The sequence below is a fragment of the Bradyrhizobium barranii subsp. barranii genome (assembly GCF_017565645.3).
GTDB classification, from domain to species: Bacteria; Pseudomonadota; Alphaproteobacteria; order Rhizobiales; family Xanthobacteraceae; genus Bradyrhizobium; species Bradyrhizobium barranii.
Genome location: NZ_CP086136.1, coordinates 7,524,512 through 7,543,802, shown reverse-complemented (window position 1 = coordinate 7,543,802; position 19,291 = coordinate 7,524,512). Strand labels below are relative to the sequence as shown.

Below are 19,291 nucleotides of genomic sequence, written 5' to 3'. Positions count from 1 at the left end.
TTGGGCGCGTCGCGCCGATCAGGCCGCGGCGCGGTACTCGTCTTCCGCTTCGAGGTTGATGACCGAGGTCGCGAGCTCGGTCAGCGTGTGATCGGTCGCCTCTTCCTCGTCCAGCGTCTCCTGGAGCAGCCTTGCCGCGTCCGGCATGCCGAGTTCCTCGGCCCAGGTGCGCAGCGTGCCGTAGCGGGAGATCTCGTAGTGCTCGACGGCCTGAGCGGCTGCGAGCAGGCCGGCGTCGAGGGCAGGGGCGTTCTTGAAATCCTTCATGATCTCGGCGCCCTCGTCGGTGATGCCGTTGATCGCTTCGCAGGGCTTTCCGCGGGCCGGCTTGCCCAGCATCTTGAAGATCTGGTCGAGCCGTTTGACCTGGCCCTGCGTCTCGCGCAGATGCTTGTTGAAGGCGGCGGCAAGGTCCTTGGAATGCGCGGCCTTGGCCATCTTCGGCAGCGTCTTGATGATCTTGTTCTCGGCGTAATAGATGTCCTTCAGCGTCTCCAGGAACAGGTCGCTCAACATCTTCGGTGCCTGACGCGGACGGCGCGCCGCGGTCCTTTTCGCGTTCGCCCGTTTCTTTGCTCGTTTAGCCATAAATCCTCCTCTTGAGGCGACACGGGAAGGGCGATGCCCTCCTCAATCCTCGCGCGACCAAGACTCTGCGGGGGCAAATGTTCCTCGCGAAGGCTTCCTCCAGCGGTTATGGATTGCGGCTGCACCTCGCGTGAGACCCACCCGCATGCTCGACTTCGCCCTGTCCGCCTTCGTGACGCTGCTGCTGGTGGTCGATCCCGTCGGCCTTGCGCCGGCCTTCCTGGCCGCGACCGGAGGCATGCCCGAAAAGGTCAAGCGCACGATCGCGCTGCGCGCGCCGCTGATCGCGGCCTCGATCCTGGTGGTGATCTCGCTGGCCGGAAACTGGCTGCTGCGCCAACTCGGGATCGGCATCCCCGCCTTCCAGATCGCCGGCGGACTGCTGCTGTTCGGCGTCTCCTACCAGATGATCTTCGGCGACCGTCCGCATCGCGAGGCGCGCGAGGCCGACAAGGCGACCTCGGAGCACGCCTCCGACGTCGCGGTGTTTCCCTCGGCCATCCCGATGATGGCCGGTCCCGGCGCGATCGCGACCACGCTGCTGCTGACGGGCAATGCCGGCTATGGGGCCAAGCTCGCGATCATCATCGCGGTCGTCGTCTCCGTCTGCCTGCTCTGCATGCTGTGCTTCGTCTCCGCGAGCCTGATCGCGCGCACCCTCGGGCGCACCGGAAATGCCGTGCTCTCACGCGTGCTTGGCATGCTGCTCGCAGCTTATTCGGTGCAGTTCGTGATCAACGGGATCGCGGCCGTCCGGGCGAGCCTGCCTTAGCGTTGCCCTGGACCTGCGGCAATCGGCTAATTTATTGATTTTAAGTGATATTTCGTGGCTTGGCGGGGCCGCCGGCAAGACGGTACCTGATCCGGGTCGCTTTCGCTTGCACTGCCATATTGCTTTGACGTACTCCCGGTCTAACAAACGCCCATCGCCAAGAAGTCGAGATATCGATGACAGCGGACGAGCTCGACAAGAGACAGGCCATAATCGACGCGTGCCGCCGCATGAACGCGCTCGGCATCAATCAGGGCACCTCGGGCAATATCAGCGTCCGGCATCTGGACGGGCTTCTGGTCACGCCGACCAGCGTGCCCTATGACGCCATGACGCCCGACCAGATCGTGTTCATGGCGATGGACGGTTCGCATGCCCCCGGTCAGAAGCCCTCCAGTGAGTGGCGCTTCCACCGCGACATCCTGAAATCGCGGCCGGACGTCAACGCCATCGTCCACGCTCATCCGACCTATTGCACCATCCTGGCGATCATGGGCATGGAGATTCCGCCTGTGCACTACATGATCGCGGCCGCCGGCGGTGACAGTATCCGTTGCGCACCCTATGCCACCTTCGGAACGGCGGAGCTGTCTGAGCATGCGCTGCGGGCGCTGGAGGGCCGGCTCGCCTGCCTGCTCGACCATCACGGCATGATTGCGGTCGGCAAGACGCTGGACAAGGCGATGTGGCTCGCCGTCGAGGTCGAGACGCTGGCGCGGCAGTATCACGGCTGCCTCCAGATCGGAAAACCGCCGCTGCTGTCGAGTGCCGAGATCGAACGTGTCAGCCAGCGCATGGCCGGCTACGGCATGTCGGAAGGTTAGGGCGGGCAAAAAGGTGTTCGCGCGGATCAGACACATCGCCGATCGCAAGGGATCGAACCGCGTCATGGTTCGCCTGCGCGCGCTCTTGCGCAGCAACGAGTTCTACCTGATCCCGCTGGCGCTCGTGATCGGCACGTTTACCGGTGCCATCGTGACGCTGATGGCCGAGATCGCGCAGATTGCCCATATGATGATCTACGGCATTCCCGTCGACGTTCGCCTATCCGCGCACGCCCGGGTCAGCCCCTGGGCGGCCCTGATCGCGCCCGCGCTCGGCGGATTGGCGCTCGGTATCATGGAGTGGTGGCGGCGGCGGCTGAAGATCTCCAACGCGGTCGACCCGATCGAGGCGAACGCGCTACGCGGCGGCAATCTGTCGATGCGCGACAGCATGGTGGTGTCGAGCCAGACGCTGATCTCGAACGGCTGCGGCGCCTCGGTCGGCCTCGAGGCCGGCTACACCCAGATCGGCTCGGGTATCGCCTCACTGCTCGGCAAGTTCTTCAATCTGCGCCGCAACGATTTGCGCCTGATCGTCGGTTGCGGCGCCGCCGCTGCGATCGCAGCGGCGTTTGGCGCGCCGATCACCGGCGCGTTCTATGCCTGCGAGCTGATCGTCGGCGTCTATTCGGTCGGCAGCGCCGCGCCGATCCTGGCGGCCTCGCTTGCTGGCGCGCTGACCGCGCAATGGCTCGGCGGCGCGCCGTACTCTATCGAGATACCGAAGGTCAGCGCGGTCGGCGTCGAGCAATATCTGGCATTGATCGGGCTTGCGCTCATTACCAGTGGCGTCGGCATCGCCGTGATGCGGTCGTCTTCGATGTTCGAGCGCCTGTTTGTCTGGCTGCCGGTCTGGCTGCGCCCGGTGATCGGCGGCCTTATCGTCGGCAGCTTTGCCATCGTCACGCCGCAGGTGCTCGCGGCCGGCCACGGCGCCATGGTGCTCGATCTGTTTCACGACATGACGATCGGCCTGATCGCGATCATCATCGCCTTGAAGGTGACGGCCTGCCTGATCTCGCTCGCCTCGGGTTTCCGCGGCGGTCTGTTCTTTGCCTCGTTGTTCGTCGGCAGCCTGATCGGAAAGTTCTTCGCTGCGGTTCTTTTGCTCATCAGCCCGGAATTCGTGATCGACCCGCTGGTCGCGATGCTGACGGGTATGGCGACGCTCGGCGTCGCCATCGTTGGCGGCCCCTTGACCATGTCGTTCCTCGTGCTGGAAATGACTCGCAATGTCGACGTCACCGCCGTGGTGCTGGCCGGCTGCATCGTCACCTCGATCTGCGTCCGCTTCATGTTCGGCCATTCCTTCTCGACCTGGCGCCTGCATCTGCGCGGCGAGACCATCCGCAGCGCCAACGACGTCGGCTGGCTGCGCAACCTCACGGTCGAGCGGCTGATGCGCTCCGACGTCGGCAAGGTGCCATCGACCACGACGATCGCCGCCGTGCGCGGTGAATTCGCGCTGGGCTCGCGGCCCGGCATCGTCATCGTCAACAATGCCGACGAATATGTCGGCCTCGTCCTGCTGCCCGACCTGTTCTCCAGCGATCTCGACAGCATCGCCGACGACATCCAGGTGATCGAGCTTGCCCGCCTGACCGAGATCGTGCTGATCCCGGAAATGAACGTGAAGTCGGCGATGGCCGTGTTCGACGAGGCGGAAGCCGAGATGCTGGCGGTGGTCGATTCCACCGACAGCCGCAAGGTGGTCGGCTTCCTCACCGAGACGTTTGCCCGCCGCCGCTATGTCGAGGAGATCGACAAGGCAACGCGCGGCGTGCTCGGGGCGCTGTCGTAGGATCACTCCCGCAGGAGCAATCATGGAAGCGGGACGGCGTGCTTCGTGTGCCGCCGTCCGCGCCGGCTATCGGCCTGGTTGAGATGGGGAAGCGACGACGCACGCCACGATCCGTCGGACCAGTGGCAGCACCATCAGCAGCGTGGGAAAGGCGACGAGCCATGACAGCGCCCAGGCGCCCGGCCAGGTCGCGAGGAACGCCGGCGTCGCGCCGAGGCTCCGGAGCGTCGAAATGACCGACACCACGGCCGTCATGAGGATGGACAGCACAAATGGCATCACGATCGGCGCATAGCGCGCCGGCAGTTTGCGAACCGCAATCATCTGATTTCTCTTGAGGAAAAGGACGCGTCAGTCACGTTGAACCTGCGAAAATGCATCGATCCCGACGGCGTCGGTTGATGCGTTGGTTCACGTGAAACGCTTACGGCGACCGAAAAACGGCGCGGCTGTTCATTATCCGCTCAGGTTGAGTGGTTCAAGCTGCATCTGGTCGTTCGGTTTACAATCGTTCGAAGCGTGGCAGATTGCCGCGATCACGAAACTTTTCAATGGTTTGCACGTTGTGGATCGTTTCATATTTTGACTTTGAGCGAGAGCAAAGGACGGTGAGATGAGCGATAGGCCCGTAAATTCCAGGTTTGGCCGCAACACCGCATTGGCTGCGTTTGCGAGTCTGGCTCTGGCGACAGCTTCCGTCTCGCCCTCGTCTGCGGCGCCGGCCGGTTCGCCGACCGTCAGCGCGAACTCTGCGACGTCTAGCAGATCCGTTGCGACCGATTTCAGCGCCGCCCGCCGCCACCGCTACTATCGCCGGGGTCCAAATGCGGCAGGGCTTGCCTTCATGGGCGTGGCGGCAGGTCTGATCGGAGGTGCGATCGCAGAGAGCCGGCGCCAAGAGTACTACGAGAATCGCTATTATGACGGCCCGGGTCCTTACTATGGTGGTCAGGGATATTATGGCGGCGGTCCCTATTACGGTCCGCGTGGCTACTATCAGCCTTATTAGGCGCCTGTTCTCGCCGTAGCCCGGATTGCACGGAGCGTGTCATCGTGCGGCGGCTTCGCGCCGACCCGTTGGCTCCGTCCGGGCTACGCGTCTCTGTGTTGCCCGACGGCAAAATACCCGAGAGGGCGTCAACCCGCGCGCTATGAGACGAGCTAGCGACATTGAACGGCATGCTCGGGCTGTCGGAACAAGTTCGTTCGGTGTAGGATGGTGTCGCGAAGGAGAATTCACCCACGTATGGGATGAATGAGCCGCGCCATGGAAGACGCGCCATGGAAGAGAAATCTCCTCAAATGAGATTGGCACAGCCGCGGGGGACTGTGCTGACGAATATGGCCGTCGCAGCGTTGATAATTGCTGCGCTCTATTTCGGTCGTGACATTTTTGTTCCCTTCGCGTTAGCAGTTCTCCTGAGTTTCGTTATGGCGCCCTTCGTGATGCGCTTACGTTCCTGGCGAATTCCGCGCACGATTTCTGTGCTGGTGGTCGTCTTCATCGGATTCTCGATCATATTTAGTCTAGGCGGTCTTATGGTTTCGCAGGCGACCCGGCTCGCCACCAAGCTGCCAGGCTATCAACAAACATTGAGTGACAAGATCGAAAGCTTGCGCGGCTTAATGGGCGGCGGCTCTGGAACATTGGAGCAGGCGTCGACAGTTCTGAAAGAATTGAAGACAGAGTTGCAGAATCGAGATGGGGCCGGTCGACCTACTGACGGCGAACTCACCAGACAGCCCTCAGACAAGCCGATACCCATACCCGTTGAGGTAAGGCAACCCGATCCTGGTGCTCTGTCGACGTTTGGCGCAATCATCCAGCCACTGATTTCACCTTTAACGACGACAGGGATCGTCGTGATCTTTGTTGTCTTTGTCCTGCTGCAGCGGGAAGATCTGAGGAATCGGCTTGTCCGACTGGCCGGATCCGCGGATATTCAACGCACGACTGCGGCCCTGGACGACGCCGGTAAGCGTCTGAGCAAGCTCTTTCTTACCCAGATCGCGTTCAATGGCGTGTTCGGTCTTGCAATAGGCTTAGGTCTTGAATTCATCGGTGTCCCCTCGGCTCCGCTATGGGGTCTGATCGCGATGATTATGCGATTTGTACCGTATATCGGTGCATTGATATCTGCGGTATTCCCTCTCATTCTCGCGGCGGCGGTGGGCACGGGCTGGCAGATGCTGATACTTACGGCGGCATTGTTCGTCGTGCTTGAGTTGCTCGCAGGACAGGTCCTCGAACCCTTGATTTTTGGGCATAGCTCGGGTCTTTCCCCGATTGCAATTATCCTGTCAGCGTCATTCTGGACGTGGCTTTGGGGGCCGGTCGGACTGGTGTTGGCCACGCCCTTAACAATTTGTCTCGTCGTCCTTGGGCGGCATGTCGATCGCCTCAAATTTCTTGACGTTATGCTTGGCGACCGACCACCGCTGACGCCGCCGCAACTGGCTTATCAACGAATGCTGGCGGGAGATCCCATTGAAGCGGTGGAACAGGCACATGAATACCTGAATGACTCGTCGCTTGAGAATTATTATGACGACATCCTCTTGAAAGGCCTGAGACTCGCGGAGGCCGACCGTCAATTGGGTCACCTCGATCAGGACCGATTAAATCGGGTAGTCTCAACGGTGGAAGAATTGGTCGCTGAGCTGGGGGCACGCCATGACGTGGAAGCAACAGAACCCAGTTCCCCGGATCTAAGCTCAAGCCCCGGAGCTGCCATTACATTCGAGCGAGCAGGCTCCGAGCACGCTTCGATTCCGGAGCCGCCGACCTCGTCTATTTCGGTCGTTTGCATCCCTGGTGCCGGGCGACTCGATGAGGCGACGGCGCTTGTGCTGGCGCAGCTTCTGCGGTACCGCGGGATTCAGGCAATTGCGGAAAAGGCTGATGCTTCATCAATGTCGAAATTGCTTTCGCTCGAATTGGCGAACACCGCGCTTGTATGCGTCTGCTATCTGAGTCAGCCGTCCACCGCCAAGATTCAGCACGTCGTTCGAGGGCTCAGTAAAAGGATTGGCGCAACCCGTATCCTGTTCGCTTTGCTGGGAACGGGAGCCGCAGAAACGGTGGGAAACGCTTCCAACGCGTTGGTAGCAAGCGGGTCGTTCGGTGCAGCCTTGGAAGCAGTCGTTCACGTGACCTCCGCGCAACCTGATGCGTCGGATCAGGCGAAGGCAGCTGCTCCGGCGTAAAAACGAATCTTTTGCTCCTCTGGATTGCCGGGCGTCGCAGAGCGACCATCCGCATCGGTCACCGGGTCCTGTGGAGAGCAAAAGGATGGGCGGGGACCGCGCGACGGTGACCCTTGCGAATATTTGCCATCGCGCACCGCACATTTGGCCGGACCCAAAAGCTTCAGCAGGGACAATAGCGATCATTGCGACACGCGCGTGGAATGTCCACTCACGCCTCACAAGCAAAACTTTCAGTTTGCACGGCCGCCATGACCCTTTGACCTAGGTCAATACTCTCAACGTGGGTTTACCTTGGAAGTAGCAACTATCGGAGCGACCGCACTCTTCGCCTGTATCTTCTGCGTAACGCCGATATCGCTCGTATGTCGCGCAAGGGAAACGTGTGGTTGTCTGTGGCAAGCAGCCTGAGCTAAATCACGCAAGGAGGAGCTGTACATGGGTATCCTTGACGAGTTACTGGGCGGTGGGCAACTCCAGAAAGAGTATCGGGATTTCGTTGATCGATACGAACAAGGAAATCCGTCGGAGGGTTATTCCGATCAAGAGGTTCTCAAACGGTATGGTGATGTGTCACACGCCGTGCCGTCTGACCAGTACGCGCAGGCAGCGATAGAAGCGTTGGGCAAGCTTTCGCCGGAAGAACGGGCGGCGTTCGTGAAGATGCTGCAGGAGCGAGCCGCCGCGCGCGGCGTGGCGCTACCGGGACAAGTGGCCCCCGAACCGAAGGAACTGGGCGAGGTGCTCACCGATCTGCATGGGAGGCCCGGTCAGCTCCGGGATATCCTCGCCAGTGGCGATGCCCAGCCTCACGAGCAAGCCCAACCGTCGAACCCGATCATCGACATACTTGCGTCCCCGCAGGCAAAGGCCGTGCTCGCGGGGATCGCGGCCATGGTGGTCAAGCGTGTCATGCAGGGTTCATCCCGAACCGCGTAGCGCATGCGTGAGGCCCGCAGCCAAAGTCCGGTTGGGGTCATTCGGTTGACCTACCGGCAAGTCCGGGCAAGGTTCGCTATGCCGCCAAAAAAGCGGAAGCGAGTTATCCTGTCGCGACGCAACAGGAACGAACACGATGACCGAGAGCGACGGCCCGCCCATCGCCAAAGGGTCTGCGACTGTCAGCGCGTCGGCCATTGGTGCGTCTGCAGCACTCGCTGTCATCGCCCGGCTTGATGTTTAGCCCGGACAGATCACTGACGGGTGTTCGGAGACATAGCTGACACATCAACATTGGCTGGATTGGTCCGATTCGGGAGGCCGTCCATGCCTTGGAGCGAGGTGTCAGTGATGGATCAGCGTCACGAGTGTGTGCGGCTGGCTTTGCAGGAGGGCGCCAACCGGCGCGAACTGTGCCGTCGGTTCAACATCAGTCCTGACGTCGGCTACAAGTGGCTGGCGCGCTGGCAGGCCGGCGATCGGGAGCTGGCCGACCGCTCCCGGCGCCCGCATGCGATGCCCAAGCGGAGTGAGGCTGCGGTCGAAGTAGAAGTCCTGGCTGTACGCGACAAGCATCCGGCTTGGGGAGCACGGAAGATTGCCCATTGCCTGAAGCGGGGCGGGCAGACGGTGCCTGTGCCATCAACGGTGCACCAGATCCTGTGTCGGAACGGCCGGGTCAAACCGAGTGAGAATGCGCCGCCCAATCCGGGCCACCGGTTCGAGAAGGAAGCTCCCAATCTGCTGTGGCAGATGGACTTCAAGGGCCACCTGCCGCTGGCCGACGGGACACGATGCCATCCGCTGACCATCGTCGACGATCACTCGCGCTACGTGCTGTGCCTGAAGGCATGTGCCGACGAGCAGCGTCTCACCGTGCAGAATCACCTGTCGACGACGTTCCGCTGCTATGGCCTGCCAGAGGCCTTCTACACCGACAATGGCTCACCCTGGGGCGATACGTCCGGCATTCGTTGGACCGGACTGAAGGTGTGGCTGCTCAAGCTTGGCGTCAGGGTGGTGCACGCCAGGCCATGCCACCCACAGGCCCGCGGCAAGAACGAGCGCTTCCATCGCACCCTGAAGGCCGAGGTGTTTGCAATGCGCCGCTTCCGAACTCTCCCGGAAGTCCAGCGCGCCTTCGACGCCTGGCGGCCGGTCTACAATCTGGAGCGGCCTCACCAAGGCCTCGATATGCAGGTCCCTGCCGATCGCTTCCGGCCAAGTGCTCGCCCCATGCCGGCCCGCGTTCCGAACGTCGAATACGACAGCGGCGAGATCGTGCGCAGGGTCTCATCGACAAGACCCTACATCTCCTTCAAGGGACGCTTCTGGAAAGTTCCCCAGGCCTTCGCCCGCGAACGCCTTGCCATCCGGCCACTGGTTCGTGACGGCCACTACGGAATCTTCTTCGCCAGCTGGCAGGTCGCATCGATCGACTTGACCAATGGCCAACCTGTCAGTGATGTGTCCGAACAGGTGTCAGCCATGTCTCCGGACTAAACACTTGACCGGGCGATCTAGCATTCCAGAGACGGCTGTGATTGAGCCGAGAGGCCGCGGCGTACTGGATTCCCCGCCTGCGCGGGGAATGACAATGGCACTTGGAGGACGCCGCCGCTGCCCCATACTCCGTCTCGTGCCCCGGACGCAGCGCAGCGCTCTTGCGGTGTGCTGCAGAGCCGGGGCCCATATCTCCGCATTCTACTCTCCGCATTGTACCGTGTCGCTTTTGGGTCCCGGCTCTGCGCAGCAACGCTTGCGCGTTGCAGCGCGTCCGGGACACGAGAGACGTCGCAGCAACCGCGTTCTACGCCCGCATCACCGTCCCGCCGGTGCCGACAGCGCGCCGTTGGCGTAGCGCTGCCAGTCGGGTGTGGTCGGCTGCGACGGCCAGAACGCGTTGGAGTCGCGGACCGACTGGGTGATCGGGGCCGGTTGTGCCTTGCTTCTGTGGTGGCGGTCGCTCGCGGCGGCGGTCTGGATGGTGGCGGCGGCAATCAGGGTGGCGCCGAGAATGGCAAAGGTCTTTCGCATGATTGTTTCTCCCGTGACGGCGATTCAGGCTGTGAGAAAAATGTCTCCTGTGTTCGCGCTCGTGGCTGACATGGCGATGTGTCCTGCCGGATATCAGCCGGGCCGGTTTCACGATCCGAAGCGCGGCCATCACGTTGGGGCGAGCAAATTTTCTAGCGCCGGCCCAATATTCGGCAATCGCGCCCGCAGCGCCGGTGGACTTGCCCCCGGCAATCCGGTTCAATGAGGCAAATTGAGTTCTCAGGCGACAACGATGTCGAAATATCTGCTGGTCCTTCTCCTGATCGCCTCGCCGGCGGCCGCGCAGGTTAAGCTCACGCCAAAGACCTCCGCAGCGCATCCAGACCCCTGCGCCCCGATCGGGCGGACCGCGGACGGCAAGCTGGTCTACTCCATGAAATGCGAGAATCTGCCGGCGCCGCCTCCACCTCCGCCACAGGCGGAACTGAAGGAGGCGCCCCCTTCGGCCGCGCCCGCCGCCGAGCCCGAGCCAGAGGTGCGTCGGAGCGGTATTTTCGGCTGGTCCTACGACCGCAGATGACGGGCCGCGCCACTTGCGCGAAGCCCGATGGAATGCTCTTTGCTTGAAAGTTCCCCGTGGGCCTTTGGCCCCCGATCCAGAGAGATGAGATGAGCAAACTCGTTATCCGCGCCGGCGACTTCACCTTCGATGCCCGCTTCGAGGAGCAACTGGCACCCAAGACCGTCGCTGCGTTCCGCAAGGCGCTGCCGTTCGAAAGCCACATCATCCATGTGCGCTGGAGCGGCGAGGGCGTCTGGATGCCGCTCGGCGATCTCGATTTCGGCGTCGGCTACGAGAACCACACCAGCTATCCCGCGCCGGGTCAGATCATCCTCTATCCCGGCGGCATCAGCGAGACCGAGATCCTGCTCGCCTATGGCGGCGTACACTTCGCCAGCAAAATGGGCCAGCTCGCCGGCAACCATTTCATCACGCTGACCTCGGGCCTCGAGAATCTTGCGACCCTCGGCAAGAGCGTGCTCTGGAAGGGTGCCCTGCCGATCCGCTTCGAGGAAGTCTGAGTGACGGATACTCGCTACCCGCGCGATCTCCGTGGTTACGGCCGCAACCCGCCGCATCCGCAATGGCCTGACAACGCGCGGGTCGCGGTGCAGTTCGTCGTCAACTTCGAGGAAGGCGGCGAGAACAACATCTTGCACGGCGATCGCGCCTCGGAAGCGTTTCTGTCCGACGTCCTCGGCGCGCAGCCCTGGCCGGGCCAGCGCCACGCCAATATCGAGTCGATGTTCGAATATGGCTCGCGCGCCGGCTTCTGGCGGCTGTGGCGGATGTTCAACGAGCGGAAGTGGCCGACCACCGTGTTCGGCGTTGCCACCGCGCTGAAGCGGAATCCCGAGATTGTCGCGGCGATGAAGGAGTCAGGCTGGGACATCGCAAGCCACAGCCTGAAATGGATCGAGCACAAGGACATGACCGAGGCGCAGGAGCGCGCCGAGATCGCCGAGTCCATTCGCGTCCACACCGAGGCGACGGGCTCGCGGCCGCTCGGCTGGTACACCGGGCGCTCCTCGATCAACACCAACCGCCTCCTGATGGAGGAGGGCGGCTTCCTCTATCTCTGCGACTCCTATGCCGACGATCTGCCCTATTGGGTCAAAGGCGCGAACGGCAAGCAGCTCATCATTCCCTATACGCTTGACGCCAACGACATGCGCTTCATCAACCCGCAGGGGTTTGCCGAAGGCGAGCAGTTCTTCACCTATCTGAGGGACGCCTTCGACGTGCTCTATGCCGAGGGCGAGACCGCGCCGAAGATGATGTCGGTGGGGCTGCACTGCCGTCTTGCCGGCCGGCCCGGCCGTGCCGCGGGACTGATCCGCTTCCTCGACTATATCGGCAAGCGCGATCGCGTCTGGGTGCCGACGCGATTGCAGATCGCGCAGCACTGGCACGACAAGCTTGCCCATCTTGCCGCCGACGCCTTCGAGATCGGGTGAGGACGATGGCGCAAATCTCGCTCGCCGATCTCAATGCTGCTGATAAGGCCGGCTTTATCGCGGTCCTTGCCAACGTCGTCGAATATTCGCCCTGGATTGCGGAGAAACTCGCCGAGCAGCGGCCGTTCGCCGGTATCAACCGGTTGCACTCAGCGCTGATGGCGGCGATCCAGGCTGCCGAACCCGACGTGCAGCTCGCGCTGATCCGGGCGCATCCGGATCTCGCCAACAAGACCCAGCGTGCCGCGGGCCTCACGGTGGAGTCGACCGACGAGCAGAACAGCGCCGGCCTCGACCGTCTCTCAGATGCAGAATACGCCGCGTTCGAGCGCGTCAACAATGCGTACCGCGAAAAATTCGGCTTCCCCTATATCGTCTGTGTGCGCCGTCACACCAGGGATTCCGTGTTGCGCGACTTCGAGACGCGGTTGCGCAATATCGCCAAGACCGAGACGCGGCGCGCGATCGAGGAGATCGGCCGCATCTCCGCGCTGCGGCTCGATCAGCTTGTCGTCGCCGACGACAAGCTGAAAGTGCACGGCCGGCTCTCAACTCATGTGCTGGACAATCACGCCGGAAAGCCTGCAGCCGGCATTCCGGTGGAGCTCGTCGAGCTTGCGAATCTCGGTGAGAGCCGCGTCATCGCGCGCGCCGTGACCAATGCCGATGGCCGCACCGACCAGCCGCTGATCGGCGGCCGTCCGCTGCCGATCAGCCGCTACGAGCTTCGCTTCAGCGTTGCCAAATATTATTCCGAGCGCAACGTGCCGCTGTCAGACCCGCCGTTCCTCGACGAGATCCCGCTGCGCTTTGCGATCAGCGAGCCGGAAAGCCACTACCACGTGCCGCTGCTGGTCACGCCGTGGAGCTACTCGACCTATCGCGGAAGTTAATTCCCAAACTTCTCGTGCAGCGCCGGAAACAGCCGGTCCGGCTTGAACGGCGGCGCGGTGAAGCGGATGCCGGTGGCATCAGCGATCGCATTGCCGAGCGCAGCGGTGACCGGATTGTAGGGGCTCTCGCTCATCGACTTGGCGCCGAGCGGCCCGATCGTGTCGGAGGTCTCGGCAAAGAAGACCTCCGTGCGCGGAACGTCTGCGAAGGAGGGCAGGTGGTAGTCGCGGAATTTCGGGTTGGTGACGCGGCCGGTAGCGTCGATCACCATCTCCTCGTAGAGCGCCGCCCCGATCGCCTGCGCGACGCCGCCCTCGACCTGGCCGCGGCACTGCATGGGATTGGCGACGACGCCGGCGTCCGCCGCCTGCACGCTCCGGAGAATCTTGATCTCGCCGGTGCCCTTGTTCACGGCAACGCGAAAGCCCTGGACGTTGAAGCCGACTGAGCGCGGCGTCCCCTCGGAATTGCCGCTGGCCGTGAACGGCTGCCCGCGTTCGCGCGCAAGCTTCGCCAGCTCGGCAAAGGACATGCGCCGCACGCCGCTGACGACTGCTTCGTCGTCGAGCGTGCAGCTCGCGGCGTCGCACAGCCAGGCGCTGGCGGCCACAGCGATCAGTTCGGTCGCGAGCTGCATCGCGGCCGCATGCGTTGCCTTGCCCGCAACGAAGGTGCCCGCACTGCCATAGGCGCCGGTGTCGTGGCCACCATGGGCGGTGTCGGACTGGCGCAGGCGGATGCGGTCGACGGTGGTTGCGAGCGTCGTCGCCGCGATCTGCCGGTGCACGGTGCTGGTGCCGTTACCGAACTCGGCGGTGCCGACGGTGAGGTCGAAGCCGCCGTCGTCGTTGAGTACGATCATCGCATCCGCGAGATGGCCGGCCGGCGGCACCGTGTCGATCATGGTCAGCGCGACGCCGTCGCCGATCAGCCACTCCGGCGTCAGGTCCGGCTGCGGGCCGTCGGCCTGCATGGCGCGTTCGACGAGGTCGAGGCACTGGTCGAGCCCGTAGGAGCCATAGAGCACGTCATGAAATTCGGACGGCGGCGGCGACAGCATGGGATCGCCTGGTTTGACGACGTTGCGCCGGCGCATGTCGTAGGGGTTGATACCGAGCTGCCGTGCCAATTCGTCGATCGCGGCTTCGATCGCGATCTGCGTTTGGGGCAGGCCATAGCCGCGAAACGCGCCCGACGGCACCGTGTTGGTGTAGACGGCGAAGCCATCGACCTTCTTGTTCGGACAGTTGTAGACAGCGATGGACTCGGACAGCGAGTGGAACATCACGGGGCCGGCGTGATTGCCGTAGGCGCCGGTGTTGGAGAGCACCTCGAGCTGGAGCGCGGTGAGCCGGCCGTCGGCATCGGCGCCGGCCTTGATGTGGACCCGCATCGGATGCCGCGTCGAGGTCGCGATGAACTGCTCCTCGCGGGTCAGCTCCAGCTTGACCGGTCGTCCGGTCTTGAGCGTAGCCAGCGCCAGAATGTCCTCGACGAACATCTCCTGCTTGCCGCCAAAGCCGCCGCCGACGCGTTCACAGAACACGCGGACCTTGTCCAAGGGGAGCTCAAAGATGTCCGACAGCGCGCGGCGGGTCAGGAACGGCACCTGCGTGGAGGTACGGACATTGAGCACGCCTGAAGCATCGAGCCAGGCGAGGCCGCCATGGGTCTCCAGCGCCGCGTGCTGCACGCGGTGGCTGTAGAAGGTCGCCTCATAGGTGACGGCAGACGTCGCGATTGCCGCCGCCACGTCGCCGTATTCGCCATGGGTCTCCGCCGCGAGGTTACGCTGGGGATCGGCGATGCGGTTCGCTGTGGTGCGGTCAGGATGAATGACAGGTGCACCCGGCGCCATCGCCTGCTCCGGGTCGATCAACGCGGGCAGGATTTCGTAATCGACCTTCAGCCGCCGGCACGCCTCCTCGGCGGCGGCCTCGCTCTCGGCGACGACGGCGGCGACCTTCTGGCCGATGAAGCGGACGACGTCATCGAGGATGCGGGTATCCTCCGGATCCATCCAGTCCTTCTCATGCCGCGCGGTAGAGATCAGGACCGAAGGTGCATCCTCATGCGTCAGGACCGCGTGCACGCCGGGCACGCATAGCGCGTCCGACTTGTCGATCGCGACGATTTTCGCGTGGGCGTGCGGCGAGCGGAGCAGCTTGATGTGCAGCAGTCCGTCGATCTGCGTGTCGAAGGTGTAGTGCGCCTTGCCGCGCACGACATCGGGGCCTGCGGGCGCCGGAAGGCTGCGGCCGAAGGCGGCGCCGGGCTCGACGCTCTCCTCGACATTGGTCTTGCCGAGCAGCGCGTCCTCGATCGAGCGATAGCCGGTGCAGCGACAGATATTGCCCTTCAGCGCCGATCCGAGGTCGGTACGCTGCGCCTGGTTCAGCGAGGCGCAGGTCAGGATCATGCCGGCGGTGCAGAAGCCGCATTGGAAGCCTTGCGCGTCGAGGAAGGCCTGCTGCATCGGATGCGCGCCATGGTCGCCACCGAGCCCTTCGATCGTGGTGACGGCGCGCCCCTCGGCGCGGAACGCCGGGATCAGGCAGCTGTGCACCGGCTCGCCGTCGAGCAGCACGGTGCAGGCGCCGCAATCGCCGGCATCGCAGCCCTTCTTCACGCCGAAATGGCCGAGCTCGCGCAAGAACGTGCGCAGGCACTGGCCGGCGCGCGGCTCTTGCGGGAACGTCTTGCCGTTGACCTCGAAACTCATGACGGCGTCGCTCCCAGGAGCTCGCCGCGAATCTCCTCGGCGAGCCTTAGCGTCATATGCTTGCGCCAGATCGGCTTGCCGTGGATGTCGGTGTGGTACAGATCATCCGGGATCTGCTGCGCGATCGCGTCGCGAAGCGCGCCCGCGTCCGGGGCCTTGCGAAAGGACAGCTGGATCGGTCGCACCGTCGATGCGGTCACCGACAGCGTCAGCGTGCCATCGCTATCCAGGCTGCCGATCAGAAGCGCCGCAGAGCGGCCGACCGGGGCCAGCGAGATCTGGCGAAAGGCCGTGCGGCGCTTCAGCGCGGCAATCGGGATATCGATCTGCCGGATCAGGTCGCCTGGCGTCAGGCGGTTGCGCTGGTTGCCAATGACGAAGTCGACGACGGGTATCTTCTCTTCACCGCCGCCGGCCTTCCAGATGGTGCAGACGCCGTCCAGCGCTGATGTGAGCGAGATCATCGGTCCCGCCGGCAACGACATGCAGAGATTGCCGCCGACCGTCGCGGTCTTCCAGATCTTGAATGAAGCAAGGAAAGCCCGGCAGCACTGGCCGATCAGCGGGGCTGCGAGCCAGTCGGGCGGGCAGGCGAAACCGTCGAGCTGCGTGATGGTGCAGGTGGCGGAGATGGTGAGATGGGTGTCGGTGATCGTCAGCGCCGGCCATTTCAGGTCAGTGAGATCGATCAGCCGCTTCAGGTGGACCTGCGGCTCCGAGAACAGCCAGGTGCCGCCCGCGAGCCAAGCATCACCTTCCGCCCAGGCGGGCAGTTGCGCGCGCGTTTGCGGATGGGCCACCGTCGTGATGGTATTCAAATCCATGGCTGCGCCAAAGCTTTTCGCCCGTGAATCGTACAGATGAGTCTTGCAAGACCGGAGCCAAGTCGCAACAAGCAAGTCGTAGCATGAAGGTGATCGGGCCGGCGGCCGCCTTGCCGGCCTTGTCATCAGCGGATGTGAGGAGACCACGATCATGAGCGATGCAAAGCCGATCTGGATCAGGGATCCCCTCGCCATCCTCGCTGATGGTGCCGAGCGCGGGATCGTGGTGAGTGATGGCCGGATTGTCGAGCTCGTGCCGGCCGGCGGCAGGCCTGCGACGGCGAATGTCGCGGTGTTCGACGCGGGCGAGCATGTCGTGCTGCCGGGCCTGATCAACACGCATCATCATTTCTACCAGACGCTGACGCGGGCGCTGCCGGTGGCGATGGACCGCGAGCTGTTTCCCTGGCTCCAGGCGCTCTATCCGGTGTGGGCGAGGATGACGCCTGAAGCACTCGAGCTCGGCGTCACCGTGGCGATGTCCGAGCTCCTGCTCTCGGGCTGCACCACCACAACGGATCACCACTATGTGTTCCCGGCGGGACTCGAGGAGTCCGTCGATATCGAGGTCGCAGTCGCAAAACGGCTCGGTGTCCGGGTGCTGCTCACGCGCGGTTCGATGAACCTGTCGCAGCGCGACGGCGGCCTGCCGCCTGACAGCGTCGTACAGGACGAGGACACGATCCTCGCCGACAGCGCGCGGGTGGTTGCAAAGCATCACCAGCGCGGCGCGGATGCGATGGTGCAGATCGCGCTGGCGCCATGTTCACCATTCTCGGTCACGACGTCCCTGATGCGCGCCACCGCCGATCTCGCCGACAAGCTGCACGTGCGACTGCACACCCATCTCGCCGAGACCGAGGACGAGAACAAATTCTGCCAGCAGATGTATGGCTGCCGCCCGCTCGACTATCTCGAGCAATGCGGCTGGCTCAATGCGCGGACCTGGCTCGCCCATGGCATCTTCTTCAATGCGGAGGAAATGAAGCGGCTCGGCAAGGCGAAGACGACCATTAGCCATTGCGCGTGCAGCAACCAGATTCTGGCGTCGGGCTGCTGCCCGGTGTGCGAGATGGAGGAGGCCGGTGTCGGTATCGGCATCGGCGTCGACGGCTCGGCCTCGAACGACGGATCGAATTTGATGCAGGAGGTGCGGGCGGCGTTCCTGCTGCAGCGGGCGCGCTACGGAGTGGCCAAGGTCAGCCACAAGGATGCGCTGCGCTGGGCCACCAAGGGCTCGGCGGCCTGCGTCGGCCGGCCGGAGCTGGGCGAGATCGCCGTCGGCAAGGCCGCCGATCTCGCCCTGTTCAGGCTCGACGAGCTACGCTTCTCCGGTCACGGCGATCCGCTGGCCGCGCTGGTGCTGTGCGGGGCGCATCGGGCCGACAGGGTGATGGTGGCGGGACAATGGGCCGTGATCGACGGCGCGATCCCGGGACTGGATGTTCCCGATCTCATTCGCCGCCACAGTTCCGCGGCGCGGGCGATGCAGGCGGGATAATCCGGGCAAAAAAGAAAGAGGGGGCGACCACAAGTGCCGGGTGCTTCTGGCCACCCCCTCCGAACCTCCTCCGGGAGGAGCAGGTGATCTAGGCAATGCAAGAAGCGTGCTACTTGCCCGGAAGCTTGTCGTCGATGCCTTTGACATAGAAATTCATGCCGAGAATCTGGCCGTCATCGAGGTGATCGCCACCTTTGCACTCGACCGGCTTGCCGTCCTGCCCAACGACCGGGCACTTGAACGGATGCAGCTTGCCCGCTGTGATCGCGGCCTGGGCATCCTCGGCGAGCTTCTTCACGTCGTCAGGCATGTTGGTGTAGGGCGCCATCGCAAACATATGGCTGTCGAGGCCACCCCAGCTGTCCTCGGACTTCCAGGTGCCGGCGAGCTCGGCCTTGACACGCTCGATGTAGTAAGGGCCCCAGGTGTCCAGGATCGAGGTGAGCTGGGTCTTCGGCCCGAACTTGATCATCTCGGAATCCTGGCCGAAAGCAAGCTTGCCGCGTTCGCTGGCAATCTGCATCGCCGCGGGCGAATCCGTGTGCTGCATGATCACGTCGGCGCCCTGGTCGATCAGTGCCTTGGCGGCGTCGGCCTCCTTGCCCGGGTCGAACCAGGTGTTGGCCCAGATGATCTTGACCTTGATGTTCGGGTTGATGGTCTGCGCCGCGAGGATCGTCGCGTTGATGCCGGAGACGACCTCCGGAATCGGGAACGAGCCGATATAGCCGAGCACCCCGGACTTCGACATCTTGGCCGCGATCAGGCCCTGGATGTAGCGGCCCTGCCACCATTTGGCCGAGTAGGTCGACATGTTCGGGTTGCGCTTGTAGCCGGTGGCGTGCTCGAAATGCACGTTCGGATATTTCTTGGCGACCTTCAGCGTCGGGTCCATGTAGCCGAACGAGGTCGTGAAGATCAGCTTGTTGCCGGCGCGGACGAGCTGCTCGATGGAGCGCTCGGCGTCGGGACCTTCGGGCACGTTCTCGAGATAGGTGGTCTCGATCTTGTCGCCCAGCTCCTTCACCAGGGCCTGGCGCGCGAGGTCGTGCTGGTAGGTCCAGCCCAAGTCTCCGATCGGACCCAGATAGATGAAACCGACTTTCAGCTTGTCGGCGGCGGAGGCTGCACTGACGCTTCCGGCAAGCAAAAGCCCGGCAGCCAGCGCAAGAAGTGATTTCCTCATCATCAATCTCCAAACA

18 protein-coding genes are annotated in these 19,291 nt (G+C 63.4%); 12 read left to right on the top strand and 6 right to left on the bottom strand.

Annotated elements, in window-relative coordinates:
- Positions 1–18: 18 nt before the first annotated feature.
- Positions 19–588 carry a YciE/YciF ferroxidase family protein gene (locus J4G43_RS36815; RefSeq protein WP_208087905.1) on the bottom strand — a complete coding sequence of 190 codons (570 nt, stop codon included), beginning with the start codon at positions 586–588 and terminating at the stop codon, positions 19–21.
- Between the two features lie 145 nt (positions 589–733).
- Between J4G43_RS36815 and J4G43_RS36810 the strand changes: the two genes are divergently transcribed.
- From J4G43_RS36810 to J4G43_RS36800, 3 genes are all read left to right on the top strand, one after another.
- Positions 734–1,360, top strand: coding sequence for a MarC family protein (locus tag J4G43_RS36810; RefSeq protein WP_208087904.1), 627 nt, complete (start codon positions 734–736; stop codon positions 1,358–1,360).
- A gap of 176 nt (positions 1,361–1,536) precedes the next feature.
- Complete coding sequence (locus J4G43_RS36805) at positions 1,537–2,184, top strand: L-fuculose-phosphate aldolase (protein ID WP_208087903.1); 648 nt, start codon at positions 1,537–1,539, stop codon at positions 2,182–2,184.
- Between the two features lie 13 nt (positions 2,185–2,197).
- Positions 2,198–3,985 (top strand): chloride channel protein, encoded by a 1,788-nt coding sequence (locus J4G43_RS36800; RefSeq protein WP_166100381.1) that lies wholly within the window; start codon positions 2,198–2,200, stop codon positions 3,983–3,985.
- 66 nt (positions 3,986–4,051) lie between these two features.
- Here the strand turns inward: J4G43_RS36800 and J4G43_RS36795 are convergent, their stop codons facing one another.
- On the bottom strand, positions 4,052–4,309 hold the full coding sequence (locus tag J4G43_RS36795; protein WP_014493668.1) for a DUF2798 domain-containing protein: 258 nt from the start codon (positions 4,307–4,309) through the stop codon (positions 4,052–4,054).
- A gap of 289 nt (positions 4,310–4,598) precedes the next feature.
- Here J4G43_RS36795 and J4G43_RS36790 point away from each other — a divergent pair, with 289 nt between their 5' ends.
- From J4G43_RS36790 to J4G43_RS36775, 4 genes are all read left to right on the top strand, one after another.
- A complete protein-coding gene (locus tag J4G43_RS36790) occupies positions 4,599–4,994 on the top strand; it encodes a hypothetical protein (RefSeq protein WP_208087902.1) in 396 nt (131 codons plus the stop codon).
- A gap of 272 nt (positions 4,995–5,266) precedes the next feature.
- Positions 5,267–7,192 carry an AI-2E family transporter gene (locus J4G43_RS36785; protein WP_208087901.1) on the top strand — a complete coding sequence of 642 codons (1,926 nt, stop codon included), beginning with the start codon at positions 5,267–5,269 and terminating at the stop codon, positions 7,190–7,192.
- A 438-nt stretch (positions 7,193–7,630) separates the two neighbouring features.
- On the top strand, positions 7,631–8,131 hold the full coding sequence (locus tag J4G43_RS36780) for a hypothetical protein (RefSeq protein ID WP_208087900.1): 501 nt from the start codon (positions 7,631–7,633) through the stop codon (positions 8,129–8,131).
- Positions 8,132–8,458: 327 nt separating this feature from the next.
- Complete coding sequence (locus J4G43_RS36775; RefSeq protein ID WP_208087899.1) at positions 8,459–9,634, top strand: IS481 family transposase; 1,176 nt, start codon at positions 8,459–8,461, stop codon at positions 9,632–9,634.
- 318 nt (positions 9,635–9,952) lie between these two features.
- Here the strand turns inward: J4G43_RS36775 and J4G43_RS36770 are convergent, their stop codons facing one another.
- A complete protein-coding gene (locus J4G43_RS36770; protein ID WP_208087898.1) occupies positions 9,953–10,168 on the bottom strand; it encodes a hypothetical protein in 216 nt (71 codons plus the stop codon).
- A gap of 253 nt (positions 10,169–10,421) precedes the next feature.
- Between J4G43_RS36770 and J4G43_RS36765 the strand changes: the two genes are divergently transcribed.
- The 4 genes from J4G43_RS36765 (at position 10,422) to uraD (ending at position 13,041) form a co-directional block, all read left to right on the top strand.
- The gene (locus J4G43_RS36765) at positions 10,422–10,709 is read left to right on the top strand and encodes a hypothetical protein (RefSeq protein WP_038934641.1); all 288 of its coding nucleotides are present in this window, start codon (positions 10,422–10,424) and stop codon (positions 10,707–10,709) included.
- An 89-nt stretch (positions 10,710–10,798) separates the two neighbouring features.
- A complete protein-coding gene (locus tag J4G43_RS36760) occupies positions 10,799–11,212 on the top strand; it encodes a DUF3830 family protein (RefSeq protein ID WP_014493672.1) in 414 nt (137 codons plus the stop codon).
- The gene (gene puuE / locus J4G43_RS36755) at positions 11,213–12,148 is read left to right on the top strand and encodes an allantoinase PuuE (protein ID WP_208087897.1); all 936 of its coding nucleotides are present in this window, start codon (positions 11,213–11,215) and stop codon (positions 12,146–12,148) included.
- A gap of 5 nt (positions 12,149–12,153) precedes the next feature.
- Complete coding sequence (uraD, locus tag J4G43_RS36750; RefSeq protein ID WP_208087896.1) at positions 12,154–13,041, top strand: 2-oxo-4-hydroxy-4-carboxy-5-ureidoimidazoline decarboxylase; 888 nt, start codon at positions 12,154–12,156, stop codon at positions 13,039–13,041.
- Here uraD and J4G43_RS36745 read toward each other — a convergent pair.
- Both J4G43_RS36745 and J4G43_RS36740 read right to left on the bottom strand, forming a co-directional pair.
- Positions 13,038–15,764, bottom strand: a complete 2,727-nt coding sequence (locus J4G43_RS36745; protein WP_208087895.1) for a molybdopterin-dependent oxidoreductase — start codon at positions 15,762–15,764, stop codon at positions 13,038–13,040. The two genes, uraD and J4G43_RS36745, sit on opposite strands and share 4 nt — an antisense overlap.
- Entirely contained in the window at positions 15,761–16,588 is an 828-nt protein-coding gene (locus tag J4G43_RS36740; RefSeq protein WP_208087894.1) for an FAD binding domain-containing protein, read from the bottom strand. Before J4G43_RS36740 ends, J4G43_RS36745 begins: the two co-directional genes overlap by 4 nt.
- A gap of 151 nt (positions 16,589–16,739) precedes the next feature.
- Between J4G43_RS36740 and J4G43_RS36735 the strand changes: the two genes are divergently transcribed.
- Positions 16,740–18,089 carry an 8-oxoguanine deaminase gene (locus J4G43_RS36735; RefSeq protein ID WP_208087893.1) on the top strand — a complete coding sequence of 450 codons (1,350 nt, stop codon included), beginning with the start codon at positions 16,740–16,742 and terminating at the stop codon, positions 18,087–18,089.
- A 109-nt stretch (positions 18,090–18,198) separates the two neighbouring features.
- On the opposite strand, the gene J4G43_RS36730 is transcribed toward J4G43_RS36735, so the two are convergent.
- Positions 18,199–19,275, bottom strand: coding sequence for a BMP family ABC transporter substrate-binding protein (locus J4G43_RS36730; RefSeq protein WP_063986211.1), 1,077 nt, complete (start codon positions 19,273–19,275; stop codon positions 18,199–18,201).
- Positions 19,276–19,291 lie beyond the last annotated feature (16 nt).